At 63.1% G+C, this 15,170-nt stretch carries 16 protein-coding genes and 1 riboswitch; of the genes, 10 read left to right on the top strand and 6 right to left on the bottom strand.

Features of this window, described 5'->3' with window-relative positions:
- The first annotated feature begins 104 nt into the window (after window positions 1-104).
- Window positions 105-1,196, top strand: coding sequence for a DNA glycosylase AlkZ-like family protein (locus LNV07_RS15935; protein WP_263572154.1), 1,092 nt, complete (start codon window positions 105-107; stop codon window positions 1,194-1,196).
- Here the strand turns inward: LNV07_RS15935 and LNV07_RS15930 are convergent.
- Window positions 1,193-1,981 carry an HAD-IIB family hydrolase gene (locus LNV07_RS15930; RefSeq protein WP_263572153.1) on the bottom strand — a complete coding sequence of 263 codons (789 nt, stop codon included), beginning with the start codon at window positions 1,979-1,981 and terminating at the stop codon, window positions 1,193-1,195. The two genes, LNV07_RS15935 and LNV07_RS15930, sit on opposite strands and share 4 nt — an antisense overlap.
- A 70-nt stretch (window positions 1,982-2,051) precedes the next feature.
- A riboswitch (S-adenosyl-L-homocysteine riboswitch) is annotated at window positions 2,052-2,166 on the top strand.
- Window positions 2,167-2,268: 102 nt separating this feature from the next.
- Between LNV07_RS15930 and ahcY the strand changes: the two genes are divergently transcribed.
- The 4 genes from ahcY (at window position 2,269) to LNV07_RS15910 (ending at window position 6,132) form a co-directional block, all read left to right on the top strand.
- Window positions 2,269-3,699 (top strand): adenosylhomocysteinase, encoded by a 1,431-nt coding sequence (gene ahcY / locus LNV07_RS15925; protein ID WP_263572152.1) that lies wholly within the window; start codon window positions 2,269-2,271, stop codon window positions 3,697-3,699.
- Window positions 3,700-3,705: 6 nt separating this feature from the next.
- Window positions 3,706-4,482, top strand: coding sequence for a TlyA family RNA methyltransferase (locus LNV07_RS15920; RefSeq protein WP_263572151.1), 777 nt, complete (start codon window positions 3,706-3,708; stop codon window positions 4,480-4,482).
- Window positions 4,479-5,324 (top strand): methylenetetrahydrofolate reductase [NAD(P)H], encoded by an 846-nt coding sequence (gene metF, locus LNV07_RS15915; RefSeq protein WP_263572150.1) that lies wholly within the window; start codon window positions 4,479-4,481, stop codon window positions 5,322-5,324. Before LNV07_RS15920 ends, metF begins: the two co-directional genes overlap by 4 nt.
- A gap of 139 nt (window positions 5,325-5,463) precedes the next feature.
- A complete protein-coding gene (locus tag LNV07_RS15910; protein WP_263572149.1) occupies window positions 5,464-6,132 on the top strand; it encodes an OmpW/AlkL family protein in 669 nt (222 codons plus the stop codon).
- Window positions 6,133-6,199: 67 nt separating this feature from the next.
- Here LNV07_RS15910 and pepQ read toward each other — a convergent pair whose 3' ends face one another.
- A complete protein-coding gene (pepQ, locus tag LNV07_RS15905; RefSeq protein ID WP_263572148.1) occupies window positions 6,200-7,507 on the bottom strand; it encodes a Xaa-Pro dipeptidase in 1,308 nt (435 codons plus the stop codon).
- A 10-nt stretch (window positions 7,508-7,517) separates the two neighbouring features.
- A complete protein-coding gene (locus tag LNV07_RS15900) occupies window positions 7,518-8,087 on the bottom strand; it encodes a 5-formyltetrahydrofolate cyclo-ligase (RefSeq protein ID WP_263572147.1) in 570 nt (189 codons plus the stop codon).
- An 82-nt stretch (window positions 8,088-8,169) separates the two neighbouring features.
- On the opposite strand from LNV07_RS15900, the gene LNV07_RS15895 reads away from it, so the two are divergent.
- A complete protein-coding gene (locus LNV07_RS15895) occupies window positions 8,170-8,580 on the top strand; it encodes a TfoX/Sxy family protein (protein WP_263572146.1) in 411 nt (136 codons plus the stop codon).
- Here the strand turns inward: LNV07_RS15895 and LNV07_RS15890 are convergent.
- Window positions 8,540-8,866 carry a DUF2917 domain-containing protein gene (locus tag LNV07_RS15890; RefSeq protein ID WP_263572145.1) on the bottom strand — a complete coding sequence of 109 codons (327 nt, stop codon included), beginning with the start codon at window positions 8,864-8,866 and terminating at the stop codon, window positions 8,540-8,542. The genes LNV07_RS15895 and LNV07_RS15890 overlap by 41 nt on opposite strands.
- 111 nt (window positions 8,867-8,977) lie before the next feature.
- Here LNV07_RS15890 and LNV07_RS15885 point away from each other — a divergent pair, with 111 nt between their 5' ends.
- Window positions 8,978-9,970 (top strand): LysR substrate-binding domain-containing protein, encoded by a 993-nt coding sequence (locus tag LNV07_RS15885; protein WP_263572144.1) that lies wholly within the window; start codon window positions 8,978-8,980, stop codon window positions 9,968-9,970.
- Between the two features lie 6 nt (window positions 9,971-9,976).
- On the opposite strand, the gene LNV07_RS15880 is transcribed toward LNV07_RS15885, so the two are convergent.
- The gene (locus LNV07_RS15880) at window positions 9,977-10,612 is read right to left on the bottom strand and encodes a 5-formyltetrahydrofolate cyclo-ligase (protein WP_263572143.1); all 636 of its coding nucleotides are present in this window, start codon (window positions 10,610-10,612) and stop codon (window positions 9,977-9,979) included.
- Window positions 10,613-10,677: 65 nt separating this feature from the next.
- Here LNV07_RS15880 and LNV07_RS15875 point away from each other — a divergent pair, with 65 nt between their 5' ends.
- The 3 genes from LNV07_RS15875 to LNV07_RS15865 all read left to right on the top strand — a co-directional run bounded on the left by LNV07_RS15875 (window position 10,678) and on the right by LNV07_RS15865 (window position 14,460).
- A complete protein-coding gene (locus LNV07_RS15875) occupies window positions 10,678-12,708 on the top strand; it encodes a lytic transglycosylase domain-containing protein (RefSeq protein ID WP_263572142.1) in 2,031 nt (676 codons plus the stop codon).
- Entirely contained in the window at window positions 12,705-13,673 is a 969-nt protein-coding gene (locus LNV07_RS15870; RefSeq protein WP_263572141.1) for a complex I NDUFA9 subunit family protein, read from the top strand. Before LNV07_RS15875 ends, LNV07_RS15870 begins: the two co-directional genes overlap by 4 nt.
- Window positions 13,674-13,779: 106 nt before the next feature.
- Window positions 13,780-14,460: a glutathione S-transferase family protein gene (locus LNV07_RS15865; RefSeq protein ID WP_263572140.1), complete on the top strand. Its 681-nt coding sequence runs from the start codon at window positions 13,780-13,782 to the stop codon at window positions 14,458-14,460.
- Window positions 14,461-14,547: 87 nt separating this feature from the next.
- Here the strand turns inward: LNV07_RS15865 and LNV07_RS15860 are convergent, their stop codons facing one another.
- The gene (locus tag LNV07_RS15860) at window positions 14,548-15,090 is read right to left on the bottom strand and encodes an FxDxF family PEP-CTERM protein (RefSeq protein WP_263572139.1); all 543 of its coding nucleotides are present in this window, start codon (window positions 15,088-15,090) and stop codon (window positions 14,548-14,550) included.
- Window positions 15,091-15,170: the final 80 nt, after the last annotated feature.

The raw sequence follows: 15,170 nt of genomic DNA, 5'->3' as shown, positions 1-15,170 counted from the left end.
GGGCCGGGACTTCTTTGGGTATCGGCATCTTGCCGGCTTTCTATAGCGACTTTGTGCCCGATGCCGGCAAGCCGCCGACGCCGATGGCAGCACAATGGGCGCCCATGTCCCAGCCCACCCTTGCCGACCTGCGCCGCTACGCCGTCGCGCGCAGCCTGTTCGCCCCTTGCAGCTTGGCGGCCGCCATCAAGCGGCTTGGCTTTGTGCAGGCCGACCCGATCCGCGCCCCGGCACGCGCGCAAGACCTGACCCTGCGCCTGCGCGTCAAGGACTACCGGGCTGGCGATCTGGAGCGGCGCTATGCCAAGTTGGCGGTCGAGGAAGACTGCCTGGTCAACTATGGGTTTCTGCCGCGCGAGCACCTCAAACTGATGCATCCACGCGTGGCCAAGCGCGCCTGGGACGCCAAGACACAAGCGCATGCCCAAGCGCTGCTCAGCTTTGTCAGCGCCCATGGCCCCTGTCACCCGCGCGAAATCCAGGCTCATTTCGACCTCGGCAGCACCCGCAATGCCTGGGGCGGCAGCAGCAGCGCCACCACCCATTTGCTCGACGGCATGCATTACCGCGGCCTGCTGCGGGTACAGCGGCGCGAAGCCGGCCAGCGCATCTATGCGGCGGTTGAACATGCGGAAGACGAGCGCAGCCCGCAAGCCAAGGCCGACGCCTTGCTGCATTTGGTGCTGGCCAAGTACGCGCCGCTGCCCTCGCGCAGCCTGGGCCAACTGTGCAGCCTGCTGAGTTACGGCGCCCCGCATCTCGGCGTCGAGATCAAGCGCGCACTGAAACAAGCCCCGCAAACGCTGCCCAATGCCGAGGTCGACGGCATCCGTTGGTTTTGGCCCGAGGGCGAAAACCCAGGGGCCAGAAAATGGCAACTCGACGATGACTTGCGCCTGCTGGCGCCATTTGACCCGATCGTCTGGGACCGCCTGCGCTTCGAGTTATTTTGGAACTGGGCCTATCGATTCGAGGCCTACACGCCGCCGGCCAAACGCAAGCTCGGCTATTACGCGCTGCCCATGCTCTGGCGCGGCACCGTCATCGGCTGGGGCAATCTGAGCGTCGAGAACGGCCGACTGGTGGCCGACTTGGGCTATGTCAATGGCAAGGCCCCGAGCGACGCAGGCTTTCGCAATGCGCAGGAATCGGAGCTGCAGAAGATGGCCCTATTCCTTGGTGCCGAGGCGCCTTAAAGATCGTTTTTCGCGCCCAGGATTGCCTTCGCCACCTCGGCAAAACCATCGCCTCGTTCGGCCTCGGTGACATAGCTCGGCAGATGCTGCAAAGCTGGCAAAAAGCGGGCAATATTGGCCACGCCTATGCTCAAGGGCATGCGCTCGAACATTTGTTGATCATTGGTCGAATCGCCAATATAGAGCCACCGCCCGGGCTCGAACACCTCACCCAGCAAGGACTGCACCGCCCATTGCGCGGCCGTCCATTTGTTGTGCTCGCCGATCCAGCCGTTGATATGGATGGAGCTGACCGTCGCCACCAGGCCATGCTCGCGCATCACCGCACAAACCGCCTCAATCTGAGTCTCGTCCAGCCGCGCGAATTCACTGTGATCAACGGCGATATCGGTCAAGCGCCCGGCCGAATCGGTGGCCAGGCAGGCACCCGGCACGCGCCGCAAGACATCGGCGGCACAGGCACGCAAGCGCGCGAAATTCGCGCTTCGTGTCGGCTCATCTTGGCTAAAGTCCAGCCGCAGTTCCGCAGCCTCGCGGCGCAACATCACCGCACCGTTTTCGGCCACGATGGCCCGCACCGGCCAGGCCAAGGCAAAGGGTTCGCTCCAGCCGCTGGGCCTGCCCGTGATGGCGATCACCGGCAGGCCGGCTTCATTGAGTGCCTGCAGCGCGGCCAGAGCGGCCGGCGCAATCGAGCCCTCCGCCGTCAAGGTGTCATCGATATCGGTCAGCACGCCGCGCAGGCTGCGTAGGTGCTCGGGTGGGCAAAGACTGAAGGGCTGCATAGCGCGGGATTATCCGTATTGTTGCCCTTGTTTTCGGCATCGAACTTTTGCTTGCGGCTAGAATTGCGCCTGTTCCGAGGAGCGTTGCAACCTGAGTTTTCATCAATTACTCAGGCCAGGCTCGGAAAAGTTCTGCACCCCAGGCTGCTCGCAGCCCGCCGAACCTGCAACCGCGCTCACCCGCTGACGTTTTCGCGTGGGTGAACGCTGCAAGCCCCTCTTTGAGCTTGCCAAACTCCCTCATGCGACAGCACAGCGGCTTCATAGATTGCATGAAGGAGCTCGCAATGACTGCCACCACATCCCTGTCCAAAGACCAATTCCATATCGCCGACCTGAGCCTTGCCGCCTGGGGCCGCAAGGAAATCAATATCGCCGAGCATGAAATGCCCGCGCTGATGGCCATCCGCAAGGAATACGCGACGACGAAGCCGCTCAAGGGCGCGCGCATCACCGGCTCGCTGCACATGACGATCCAGACCGCCGTGCTGGTCGAAACGCTGCAGGCGCTGGGCGCCGAAGTGCGCTGGGCTTCGTGCAATATCTACTCGACCCAAGACCAGGCCGCCGCTGCCTTGGTCGCCGCCGGCACGCCGGTGTTCGCCTACAAGGGAGAGACGCTGGCCGACTACTGGGACTACACCCACCGCATTTTTGACTTCGGCGCCAAGGGTTCGCCCGGCGAAGGCCCGAACATGATTCTGGACGACGGCGGCGACGCCACGCTGCTGATGCACTTGGGTCAAAAGGCCGAGAAGGATCTGAGCGTCCTGGACAAGCCGGGCAGCGAAGAAGAGCGCGTGCTGTTCGCGTCCATCAAGGCAAAGATCGCCGTCGACGGCACTTGGTACACCCGCAAGAGCGCCGAGATCCTCGGCGTCACCGAAGAAACGACCACCGGCGTGCACCGCCTGCAGGAAATGTCGGTCAAGGGCGAGTTGCTGTTCCGCGCCATCAACGTCAATGACTCGGTCACCAAGAGCAAGTTCGACAACCTCTATGGTTGCCGCGAGTCCTTGGTGGACGGCATCAAGCGCGCCACCGATGTGATGATCGCCGGCAAGGTCGCCGTGATCGCCGGTTATGGTGACGTGGGCAAGGGCTCGGCGCAAGCAATGCGCGCGCTGTCGGCGCAGGTCTGGGTGACCGAGATCGACCCGATCTGCGCGCTGCAAGCGGCGATGGAAGGCTTCCGCGTCGTGACGATGGAATACGCGGCCGACAAGGCCGACATCTTCGTCACCACCACCGGCAACAAGAACGTGATCCGTCACGAACATATGCTGGCGATGAAGCACAACGCCATCGTGTCCAACATCGGCCATTTCGACAATGAAATCGAAGTCGCGTCGCTGGAACAATACGAGTGGGAAGAGATCAAGCCGCAGGTCGATCATGTGATCTTCCCGGACGGCAAACGCATCATCTTGCTGGCCAAGGGCCGTTTGGTGAACCTGGGCTGCGGCACCGGCCACCCGAGCTATGTGATGTCGTCGAGCTTCGCGAATCAGACGATCGCCCAGATCGAGCTGTTCGCGCACAAGGACGCTTATGACATCGGCAAGGTTTATGTGCTGCCCAAGCATCTGGACGAGAAGGTCGCGCGTTTGCAGCTGACGACGCTGAATGCGCAACTGTCGGAACTGACCGACGAGCAGGCGGCGTATATCGGCGTGCCCAAGACCGGCCCCTACAAGCAAGACACTTACCGCTATTAATTCCCGATGCGCGCAGATCAACTGTTAGTTTCCAAAGGCCTCGCGCCAACCCGCTCGGCCGCCGCGCGGCTGATCGCCGCGGGCGCGGCCGAATGGCAGGGTCCGGCGGGCTGGCAGGCGATCCGCAAGGCGGGTGAGGATCTGAACGAGCATGGCGACTTGCGCGTCAGCGATGACGCGGAACTGCGCTTTGTCTCGCGCGGCGGGCTCAAGCTCGAAGGCGCGCTGAAGCAGACCGGCCTGAACGTGGCCGGCCTGACCGTACTCGACATGGGCCAAAGCACCGGCGGCTTCAGCGACTGCCTGCTCAAGGCGGGTGCGGCCAAGGTGGTCGGCGTCGATGTCGGCCACAGCCAGCTGCACGAGTCCCTGCGCCATCACCCGCAAGTGGTGGCGCTGGAGCAGTTGCATGTGCGGGAGCTGGCCGGCTCGGCCTTGACCGAGCATGCGCCTGCCGTCGGCTTTGCCTTGATCGTTGGCGACCTGAGCTTCATCTCGATGCTGGGCGCCCTGCCCCATCTGGCGGCTTGGGCTGCACCCGAGGGTCAGGTCTTGCTGCTGATCAAACCGCAGTTCGAGTTGGGCAAGAAAGCGCTGGCGCGTGGCGGCCTGATCAAGGACGTCAAGCAATACCCGCTGCTGGAAACGCAAGCCCGCAACGCGGCCAAAGACCTGGGCTGGAAGGTCCTGGGCTATTTTGAGAGCGCCATCACCGGCGGTGATGGCAATAAAGAATTCTTCCTTTGGGCACAAGCGCCGGGAACATCGAAAGACAAGCCATGAGCAGCACAACATCATCCCTACCTGTCAGCTTCGAGTTCTTCCCGCCCAACACGCCGGTCGGCACCGGGAAGCTCAAGACCGTGGTGCAAGACCTCAGCGTCTTGAATCCGCATTACTTCAGCGTCACCTATGGCGCCGGCGGCTCGACCCGCGACAAGACGCTCAGCACGGTGATGGACATTGCCCGCGCCGGCTTCGAGGCCGCGCCGCATCTGTCTTGTGTCGGCTCCACCCGCGAGAACATCGCCGAGATTCTGGCCACCTACCGGGCCCAGAATATCCGTCGCGTGGTCGCCCTGCGCGGCGACCTGCCCAGCGGCACCGCCACCGCCGGTGAATTCCGTTATGCGGCCGAACTGGTTGCCTTCATCCGCGAAACCCAAGGCGCCGACTGGCAGATCGAAGTGGCGGCCTACCCCGAATACCACCCGCAGCAACGCTATGCGGCCAAGGACTTGCAGCACTTTGCCGACAAGATGCGCGCGGGCGCCAGCTCGGCGATCACGCAGTTCTTCTTCAACCCGGACGCCTATTTCAACTTTGTTGACGAGGCTCGCAAGCTCGGCGTTACGGCCCCGATCGTGCCCGGCATCATGCCCTTCCACAACTACGCCCGCATCGCCCAATTCGCGGCCCGTGACGGCATCGAGATCCCGCGCTGGGTGGCCTTGAAGATGGAAGGCTATATGGACGACGCGGCCTCGATCCGCGCCTTTGGGCTCGACGTGATGACGCGCGTCTGCGAACGCCTGATCGCCGGCGGCGCGCCCAGCATCCATTTCTATACGCTGAACCAATCCGGGCTGACGCTGGAGTTGTGTAAACGCCTCAAACTCGGCTGAGTTTCTTGCGCCAAGTCAAAACCATGAAGCCCTCCTAGTGAGGGCTTTTTTGAACTTGCGCTAAGTCAAGGGTTTACCCGCTCGGCCGCTTTCAAATCTCTTTCATCGGGGCTGTTCCCGGAGTTTTGGAAGTAGTTCAATGTCGAAGAATTTCAGCAAGGCTGTCATCACTGTTTCCGCTGCCGCCGCCCTGGCCTGCAGCTCTTTCGCCGCCCAAGCCCAAAGCGCTCAAGAAGGGCCCTGGTTGGTGCGTGTGCGCGCCGTGCACCTGCAGTCGGCCAACACCAATAGCGACAAGCTGCACACCACGCTGAGCAGCGTGGTCGGCAAACCTGCTGATGCATCGATCAACGACAAGTGGTTGCCCGAGCTGGACATCAGCTACTTCATCACGCCCAATATTGCGGCCGAGTTGGTCCTGACCTACCCGCAAAAGCAGGATCTGTCCGTCACCGGCGTCGGCAAGATCGGCAGCTTCAAGCACCTGCCGCCAACCCTGAGCGCGCAGTACCACTTCAGCCCCACCAGCATGTTCCGCCCCTATGTCGGCCTCGGCGTCAACTACACCAATATCTCGGACGTGCAGTTTGACGCCAACGTCGCGGCGCTGAAACTGGGCCTGAAGCACAACAGCTGGGGCCTGTCAGCCCAGATCGGTGCCGACATCGAAGTGGCCAAGAACCTGTATCTGAACATCGACATCAAGAAGGTTCAGATCAAGACCACCGTCTATTCCAACGGTGCGGGTATTGGCGAGTTCAAGGTTGATCCGCTGCTGGTCGGCGTTGGCCTGGGTATGCGCTTCTAAGCCCGCTTAGACAAGCAAGCATGCAAGCCGCTGCAGCCTGAGTCAGGCGCAGCGGCTTCTTCCTTTGTCAGAGCGCCGAGAACGCATCCCGCGTCATATTTTCCGGCCCACCCTCGGCTCGGCACACCACATCGTCCTCGATGCGGATGCCGCCAAAGCGACTCAGATGCTCGACCAAGGGCCAATTAACCGCCGCAGCGGCGGGGCTGGCACGCAACTGACGCAAAAGCGTCGGAATGAAATACAGGCCCGGCTCTATCGTCACCACCATGCCGGCCTGCAGCTTGCGGGTCAGGCGCAGATAAGGGTGGCCTTCTGGCTTGGGCGCCACCGCGCCACTCTCGTCGGCCATGAAGCCGCCGATGTCATGCACCTGCAAGCCGAGCAAATGGCCGATGCCGTGAGGCATGAAGATCGACGTCACGCCTTGCTCGACCAGCGCCTCGGCACTCATCTTGACGATGCCCTGCGCTTGCAGGATCGACGCGATATGGCGGTGCGTGCTGAGGTGGATATCGCGGTAGTCAACGCCGTCGCGCACCTCATCCACCAGCGCCAGCTGAGCCTGTTCCATCGCCGCCAGCAGCGAATCGAACTCGGCATCCCCGCCTTGACTCCAGGTACGGGTGATGTCGGAGGCATAACCATTGACCTGAGCGCCAGCGTCGATCAGAAAAGAACGGCTCTCGGCCGGGCGTTGCAAGTCCTGGTACTGGTAGTGCAAGACGGCGCAATGCTCGTTCAAGGCGACGATATTGCCGTAGGGCAGATCGCGGTCGGTATGGCCAGCAGCGGTCAAGTAGGCGCGGTGAATTTCAGCCTCGGACGCACCGGCCAGAAACGCGTCACGGGCCGCAAGGTGGGCAGGCGCGGCGCGGCGTGAGGCGGCACGCATCTGTTCCAACTCATAGCCATTCTTGCGGGCGCGCTGGTAATGCAAGAGATTGAGCAAGTCGGGCGGGTTATTCGGCACCACCCCGTCCAGCGCCGCATCCGCTTCGCCAATGATGGCCAAGCGGCCGGGCACCTTTAAATGCGCGGCCGCATCTTCGGCGCGGCTGATGATGATCAGCTCGACCTGCTCTACCCATTCGCCGGTCGGTGCACTCGGCGGCACATGCCAGTAGTCATCGGGCTGGTAGTAGACGACGCGCGGCTTGTGGCCGGGCCGCACCAGCAGCCAGCTGTTCGGGTGACTGCTCAGCGGCAACCAATGCTTGAAATGCGGATTGGTCTGAAACAGATAAGGTCGGTCGTCCAGAAACGCATATTTCTCTATGCCGGAGGCGATCAGCATCGCGTCGAAGCCGCAGCGCGCCAGCGCCGCCTCGGCCTGCGTTTGCAAAAGGGTCAGGTGTTGTGCATATGAGTTCATGGCGCGATTGTCAGGCACGCACTTCCCACACCACACCCTCCTCGGTAATCATTGCATCCAACGGCACATCATGCGTTTCGGCCTTCAACATCGGCTGAAACCCATGCGCATAGCCGACGCCCAGGGTTGCCGGGCGCGGCCGTAGCGCCGCCAGCGTTCGGTCCATGAAGCCGCCGCCATAACCCAGGCGCAGCCCGCAGGGGCCGAATCCAACACAGGGCACCAGCAAAAGCTGCGGCTCAAAGACCTCGGTGTCCTTGGGTTTGGGGATGCCATAGGCGTCCTCTTCCATCGGGCAACCCGGATACCAGACCTGAAAGCGCAGGGTGCCATGCTCCTTGTCAACGACCGGCAGGCCGATGCGGCGCAGCGGATTGGCCTCGCTCCAGCGGTATAGCGCAGGCAGCGGGTCGAACTCGCCCTTGATCGGCCAGTAGGCGCCTATCGTCAATTCGCTACGGTGCACCAGCCAGACCCGCAGCACGCTTTGCAATTCCTCCGCGAGCGCCAAACGCCCGGGCAGGTCCAACCGGTCTTGAATCAACTTTCGGCGTAAGGCGGCACGATCATTCAAATCCACGCGAAACTCCAGCGAAGGGTGAGAGCCCGATTGTGCAGGCAGGCACGCCCATCCCGTGCGCGGGTTTTAGCTAGAGTGAGTCATGTTGATCAAAGATGAATTCACCCGCCATTGCGCGGAGTTGCTGGGAAGCGCCGGTGCGGTGCGGGTGCGGCGCATGTTTGGCGGCCACGGCCTGTACGTGGACGATCTCTTCATCGCGATCATTTCGGCCGAGCAGCTCTACTTGAAGGCCGATGCCCAGACTCGGGCTCAATTCGAGGCGGCCGGTTGTCAGCCTTTTCGCTATCAAAAAGAAGGCGAATGGATGACGCTGAACTACTTTCAGCCGCCCGAAGAGACGCTCGACTCACCCGCGCTGATGCAACCCTGGGCGCGGCTGGCTTTGCAGGCCTCGCTGCGCACGCGGCTCAGCAAGGCAGCCAAACCGGCCAAACCAGCCAAAAAGCAAGTCAGCAAGCCAGCCCGAAGGCCTTCGCCAAAACCGGTTTGATCGGTTTAGCCAGCTGCCGGCCGCTGCGGGCCCGGCAAGCTGCCGGCGGCACCAGCAACTGAAAATCTGCCTGCGGCCAGGCCTCCATCACCACCCGACTGCCCGAGGCCAAGGCCAGGCTCTGGCCCGCCTCCAACCACACATCCTCGGGCGGCGCCGAGGCGCTGCCCTGCTGCGTCAACCAGACCCGCCCCTTGGTAACGACCAACTCGCGCGGTCCCGGGCCGATCTCCAGGCTCAAGGCCTCGCCCTGCGCCAGGGCCCACAATGCTTGCGAATGACTCATGATTTCGACTCCAGAAGGCGACAACAGGGTGCCGCCGATAGGGATGAATACTAGGGACTACCCGCGGCAGCGTCCAGTGAGATGGGCGCACAGGATTGATACCATTCGCGCATGAATCAAGCGCCCGCCGTCCCCAATCAAAAACCGACCCGCCAGCGGCCACTCTCGGTCGGCCCCTTGCGCGCCTTCGAGGCGGTGGCGCGGCTCTTGAGCTTTCGCGGCGCAGCCGATGAATTGTTTTTGACCCAATCGGCGATCAGTCGGCAGATCCGTTCGCTCGAGGAGGAACTCGGCTTCAGCCTGTTTCTGCGCGGCACCCGCCATGTCGAATTGACCAGCGACGGCGCGGCCCTGCAAACGACGGCGATCGCGGCGCTGGAGCGGCTCGACCAAACGGTGCGCCAGCTGCGCCAAGCGCGCGGACGCCGGGTCGTCAACGTCACCACCTTTGCGTCCTTCGCCTCGCTCTGGTTGATTCCGAGGTTAGAGGCCTTCCAGCACCAGCATCCGGACATCGACATTCGCGTGTCGGCCAATGACCAGGTGATTGATCTGGATGACAGCGAGTTTGATATTGCGCTGCGCTACACGGCGGCGGGCAATATTCCGCCGGGTGCCGAGCGATTGTTCGGCGAGACGCTGACGCCGGCGGTCAGTCGCTGGCTGTCGGCCCAAGGCGAGCAGGGCGAGCGCCCGCCGCTGCGCCAAGCGGCAGACTTGGCCCATTACACCTTGGCCGAGGAGGACGACAGCCGACCGACGGCGGAGTTTCTCGGCTGGCGGCGCTGGCTGCGCGAGCATGGCGTGCCCGATTTGCAACCGCGCCGCTGGATGTATCTGAACTTCACCTACCAGCAAGTTCAAGCGGCCTTGGGCGGGCAGGCGGTGGCGCTGGCGCGGGTGGCGCTGGTCAGCGAACAGCTGCAACGCGGCGACCTGATCGAACCCTTCGGTCCGGCCGGCCGCATGAGCAGCCCGATCGCCTACTGGCTGCTCTTGTCACGCCACAGCAAGAACCGCCCCGAGGTGGTCTTGTTCAATGACTGGCTGCTGGCGCAGGCGGCACAGGCGCGTATAGACATCGGCGAAACGGCCCCGGCTTGATGGGGCTCAGGGAGAGATTGTTTCGTGCTCGGTCAAGATCAAGGTCAACGGCTGATCATGAGCCTCGGCCGCGAAATGGCATTCACCCTGAGACCAAGCCAGACCGATGCTGGTGACGCCAGGATGGGCGGCCAGCCAGCGGTCGTAATAGCCGCCGCCGTAGCCAAGCCGGTAGCCCTCGCGCGTGAAACCCACGCAAGGCACCAGCACCACATCCGGCACCACCACCGCGCCCTTGCTGCTGCCGATGCCGCACTCGTCTTGCACGCTCGGCGTGCTGCCATCCCAGCGCCGGTAGTCCATCCGGCGCGGCGCCTTGTAGGCGAAGGGCAAGGCCCATTGAATGGGCCCGGCAGGAACATCGCCCCCGTCATCCAGATCGTCCTCGTCAGGCTCAGCGCCGAGCGTTTGGGCGTGAATCGGCAGGGAATCTTGCTGCGCGCCCGGGTTTCCATGCCCCAACAAGCCCAACAAATGCTCGGCTGCGTTAAATTCCCCCTCAAGCGGCCAAAACAGACCCAGGCATTGCGGCTCCAGCTGTTCAAGCAGAACGCGCAAGTTATGCCCCAAACTGGCGGCCGCGGCATGAGCAGCAGGCGTGGCGACCCAGGCCGCACGCTGAGCCAGCAAATGAGTTCGCAATGCCGGCCGCTCATGTGGAAGCGATGATGTAGATGATGATTGAGAATTGGACACGGTACCCTTTGATGTGCAAGAGGAATGTTTTGGCAGTATATGGAGCGCTGAGCGCAATCGCCCTGACGCTGAGCCTAGCGCTTGGCGCCCCTGACCTTGCTCAGGCGCAAACAAGCGCAGCGCTGACTCAGCCCGATATCGTCCTTGAGGCCCACGACGCACAGCGCCGCAAAGATCGCAAACGCTTGGGCGCCATCAACGAGGTCGCGCAGGCGCAGCGTCACCCGCTGGCGCCCTGGATCGATTATTGGGAACTGGGCCTGCGCTTGGGCGAGGTCAGCCAGCCCGAGGTGACGGCTTTTTATTTACGCTGGCCGGGCACTTATGTCGAGGACCGATTGCGCAATGACTGGCTGCTGGAGCTGGGGCGGCGGCGCGACTGGAAGAACTTTGCCGTCGACCATCAGCGTTATCAGATGCGCGATGACCGCGAGGTCGCTTGTTACCTGCTGTTGAGCGAGCATGTGGGCGGCCGCAATGTGGCCGAGCAGGCGCGCGCGAGCTGGCTGGCTCAGCGCGATGGCGACGACGGCTGCCAATTGCTCGCCACTACCCTGCTCGACGCCAAACAATTCAGCCCCGCCGATGTTTGGCTGAAGCTGCGCCTGGCGGTCGAGTTGCAGCGGCCACGCGCCATCAAGCAAGCCGCCGGTTTGCTGGGCAAGCCGGTCGAGCTGGCCTTGTCCGAGCTGCAAGACAACCCGACGCGCTATATCGGCCGCAAGGCCAAGGGCGGTGCCCGCACTCATACCGAGCTGGCCACCCTGGCGCTGATGCGGGTGGCGGCCAATGACCCGGCTCAGGCGGCCGAGCTGATGTTCAAGCGCTGGGAAGCCGAGCTCCCACATGACTTGGCGGCCTGGGTCTGGGCACAGATCGGCCGTCAAGCGGCGTTCAAGTTGCAGCCCGAAGCTAACGATTATTTCGAGCGGGCCTTCAAGCAGCAGGCCAAACACAAGCAAGCGCCCGAATGGAGCAGCGACACCCTGAGCTGGCTCGCCAGGGCCGCCTTGCGCGGCGGCCAATGGCAGCTGGTGCTGCGTGCCATCGGCAAATTGAGCCCTGCCGACCAAGCCGATCCCGCTTGGCAGTTCTGGCGCGCGCGGGCGCTGCTGGCCACCGCCGCCGAGGGCGCCGCAGGCGAGCCGATTCGTGCCGAGGCGCGCGGTCTGCTGCAAGCCATCATCTCGCCCCTCACCTTCTATGGCCGCTTGGCCGGCGAGGAGCTCGGCCTGCCCTTGCAACTTCCCGCCACGCCCAGCCCTTTGACGCCGACCGAGCGCAAACAGGCACAGGGTCATGCCGGCTTGACCAGTGCGCTGCTGCTGATTGATATCGGCCTGCGCAACGAGGGTGTCAGGGAGTGGAACTTCAGCCTCATGCGCATGAGCGACCGCGAGCTGCGCGCGGCCGCCCAAGAGGCCTGTGACCGCGAGATTTGGGACCGCTGCATCAACACCAGCGACCGCACCCGCGTCGAAATCGATATCGGCCAGCGCTTCCCAACGCCGCATCGCCAGCAACTGCTGACGAAGTCGCGCGAGGTCGGGGTTGACCCGGCCTATGTCTACGGCCTGATTCGGCAAGAGTCTCGCTTCGTGATGGACGCGCGCTCGCATGTCGGCGCATCGGGCCTGATGCAGGTAATGCCGGCCACCGCGCGCTGGACCGCCAAGAAGATCGGCACCGATTTCCGCCCCGAATACATGACCGATCGTGACTTCAATATCAAGATCGGCGCCAGCTATCTGAAGCTGGTGCTGGACGACTTTGGCGGCTCGATGGCGATGGCCGCCGCCGCCTATAACGCCGGCCCCGGACGGCCTCGGCGCTGGCGCGAAGGGCCGGTGCTGGACGCTGCCATCTGGGCCGAGAACATCCCCTTCAATGAGACCCGCGACTATGTCAAGAAGGTGCTGACCAATTCGGCCCTTTATGCCCAAGTGCTCGGTCTGGACAGCAGCAGCCTGCGAGCGCGCCTGGGCCAGCAGATCGGCCCGCGCGACAGCAGCGCCAACATCACCCCGGCGGAACAGCAATGAGCACAGTGAATCCGAATATCCTGATCCTCGGCGGCAGTGGCTTTATTGGCCGCAGCCTGTGCGAGCAGCTAACGCGCACCCTGGGTGGACGCGCACGCATCACCGTGCCGACCCGCCGCCTGCCTCACGCACAGGCCATCCAGGGCCTGCCGGGTCTGACGGTCTTGCAGGCCGATGTCCATCATCCTGCGCAACTGCGAAGCCTGCTTGCCGGCCATGATCTGGTGATCAATCTGATCGCCATCTTGCAAGGCGATGCGGCTGGATTCGAACGCGCCCATGTGACCCTGCCGCGCAGCTTGGCCGAGGCCTGCGCCGCCACCGGCGTGCGTCGCGTGATCCATGTCAGCGCCCTCGGAGTGCCCGATAGCGGCAAGCCCGCCGCGTCGCTTTACCTGCGCTCCAAGGCCGCCGGCGAGGCCGTTCTGCGCGGCGCCGACCTGGACCTGACCCTGCTGCGCCCCTCGGTGGTGTTCGGTGCCGGCGACCGCTTCTTGAACCTGTTTGCCAAGCTGCAAACTCTCTTTCCCGTCTTGCCCCTGGCGGGGGCCAAGGTCAAATTTCAGCCGGTCTGGGTCGAAGATGTCGCGGCAGCCATCGTGGCCTGCGTGCAAGACCCCAACACGGCCGGGCAAACCTTTGAGCTGGCCGGCCCGCAAGTGCTCAGCCTGGCCGACATTGCGCGCCTGGCCGGCCAACTGAGCGGCCATCAACGGCCTATCCTGGCCCTGCCCGCACCCTTGGCCTGGGCACAGGCGCTGATGATGGAGTTGCTGCCGGGTGAGCCCTTGATGTCACGCGACAACCTGGCTTCGATGCGCGTCGCCAACGTGGCCAGCGGGCTGCTGCCCGGCCTTGAAACCTTGGGCATCAAGCCTCAGTCGATCGCCGCCGTGGCACCTGCTTACCTGGGCGCAGGCGAAGGCTGCGCCAAGCTGGACGCCTGGCGGTCAAAACGGAATTGACATGGGATTGATGCGCCCAGCGCATCGCCGGCTTGCATAGAACTCATCCACAAGAACCCGCCACTTGGCTATGCTCATGCCTCATGTTTAACGGAGGCTGGCTGGGATGAAACTCTATATTGGCAACAAAAACTACTCGTCTTGGTCGATGCGGCCTTGGGTGCTGCTGAAGGCTTTCGGCATCCCCTTTGAAGAGGTCAAGCTGCGTTTTGATTTCACGCCGGGCTCGACCTTTTACCAAGCCCTGAAGCCAATCACTCCAACGGGCAAGGTGCCGGTCTTGGTCGAGGACGATGGCTTCGCGGTCTGGGACACCTTGGCCATCACCGAGGCGATCGCCGAGCAATTCCCCGAGCATGCGATCTGGCCGCTTGAGCGCCAGCAACGCGCCCGTGCGCGCAGCCTGTGCGCCGAGATGCATGCCGGTTTTGGCAAGCTGCGCGGCCTTTGCCCGATGAATGTCGATGTGGATTTGCGCGCAGTCGGGGCCAAGCTGCTGAGCACCGAACCGGGCCTGCACACCGATTTGGCGCGCCTAGACGCGCTCTGGTGCGAGGCGCTGGCGGCCAGCGGCGGGCCATTCCTGTTCGGCGCCTTCGGTGCCACCGATGCCTACTTTGCCCCGCTGGTGATGCGAGTAACGCGTTATGGCCTGCCCGTCAGCGCCCCTGCGGCCGCCTATGTCGCGGCGATCGAGCAACACCCGGCCGTTGCCGCCTGGGTCAAGGACGCCATGGCCGAACAAGACTTTCTGGACTTTGAAGAGCCCTATCGCCAGCAAGCCTGATGGCTTTGACCCGCCAATGACAAAGAGCGCCACCAGGGCGCTCTTTTCACATCAGGCCCTGCGACCTGAAACTCGACTTGCCTTGGATTAGGCGGCGTTGCGGCGGCGAGCCACAAAGCCAACAACACCCAGACCGGCCAACAGCAGGGCGTAGGTGGTGGGCTCAGGAATCGGCTGCAAGGTCGAGGTCAAGGTGTACGCGCCACCAGAGATGCCCGCCGCATTGCCTGTCACCTTGTAGAAGTAGTTGCCGGCGGTCAAGCTAACGCTATTTGTCACATTACCCGAAAGGCCATTGAACAGAAAGTCCGCCGAAATTTGGGTGTCTGCCGCAGCGCCCACACCACCAACCACGCCGTCCGTACCAGCATCCCAGACGGAATACTTACCGTTCAGAATATTCAACACCACGCCATCGCCCAGATTGTTTGCGACCGCTGTGCTGGACACCGTGCTGGCTGGGTTGATCTCGAACAAGAAGTAGTCAGTGAACGCACCCACTGGGCCCTGGAAGCCAACACCAAACTGCAAAGCGCCATGCACATTCCAGTCAGTAGTTGCGGCTTGCGCAGCCACCGAACCCAGACCCAGAACGGCAACCGCCAGCGCGGACTTAGCAAATTTCAACATTGTTTTTTCCCTTTTTAGTAGCGGCTCACCCAAGGCGGGCACGTACCAATTAAATACCAAGTGACAATATAGCCGCTGCA

This window comes from Roseateles oligotrophus (assembly GCF_025717515.1).
GTDB lineage: Bacteria > Pseudomonadota > Gammaproteobacteria > Burkholderiales > Burkholderiaceae_C > Paucibacter_A > Paucibacter_A oligotrophus.
Note: the sequence above shows the minus strand (reverse complement) of the source record. Positions and strands in the feature narration are given on the sequence as shown.

What these genes read in the sequence shown, in the direction of transcription:
- metF (WP_263572150.1), top strand. Translation starts at nt 4,479, where the DNA reads ATGAGCAGCACAACATCATCCCTACCTGTCAGCTTCGAGTTCTTCCCG.
- LNV07_RS15870 (WP_263572141.1), top strand. Translation starts at nt 12,705, where the DNA reads ATGAGCACAGTGAATCCGAATATCCTGATCCTCGGCGGCAGTGGCTTT.
- LNV07_RS15935 (WP_263572154.1), top strand. Translation starts at nt 105, where the DNA reads ATGTCCCAGCCCACCCTTGCCGACCTGCGCCGCTACGCCGTCGCGCGC.
- ahcY (WP_263572152.1), top strand. Translation starts at nt 2,269, where the DNA reads ATGACTGCCACCACATCCCTGTCCAAAGACCAATTCCATATCGCCGAC.
- LNV07_RS15885 (WP_263572144.1), top strand. Translation starts at nt 8,978, where the DNA reads ATGAATCAAGCGCCCGCCGTCCCCAATCAAAAACCGACCCGCCAGCGG.
- LNV07_RS15920 (WP_263572151.1), top strand. Translation starts at nt 3,706, where the DNA reads ATGCGCGCAGATCAACTGTTAGTTTCCAAAGGCCTCGCGCCAACCCGC.
- LNV07_RS15895 (WP_263572146.1), top strand. Translation starts at nt 8,170, where the DNA reads ATGTTGATCAAAGATGAATTCACCCGCCATTGCGCGGAGTTGCTGGGA.
- LNV07_RS15930 (WP_263572153.1), bottom strand. Translation starts at nt 1,981, where the DNA reads ATGCAGCCCTTCAGTCTTTGCCCACCCGAGCACCTACGCAGCCTGCGC.
- LNV07_RS15910 (WP_263572149.1), top strand. Translation starts at nt 5,464, where the DNA reads ATGTCGAAGAATTTCAGCAAGGCTGTCATCACTGTTTCCGCTGCCGCC.
- LNV07_RS15890 (WP_263572145.1), bottom strand. Translation starts at nt 8,866, where the DNA reads ATGAGTCATTCGCAAGCATTGTGGGCCCTGGCGCAGGGCGAGGCCTTG.
- LNV07_RS15875 (WP_263572142.1), top strand. Translation starts at nt 10,678, where the DNA reads ATGTGCAAGAGGAATGTTTTGGCAGTATATGGAGCGCTGAGCGCAATC.
- pepQ (WP_263572148.1), bottom strand. Translation starts at nt 7,507, where the DNA reads ATGAACTCATATGCACAACACCTGACCCTTTTGCAAACGCAGGCCGAG.
- LNV07_RS15860 (WP_263572139.1), bottom strand. Translation starts at nt 15,090, where the DNA reads ATGTTGAAATTTGCTAAGTCCGCGCTGGCGGTTGCCGTTCTGGGTCTG.
- LNV07_RS15865 (WP_263572140.1), top strand. Translation starts at nt 13,780, where the DNA reads ATGAAACTCTATATTGGCAACAAAAACTACTCGTCTTGGTCGATGCGG.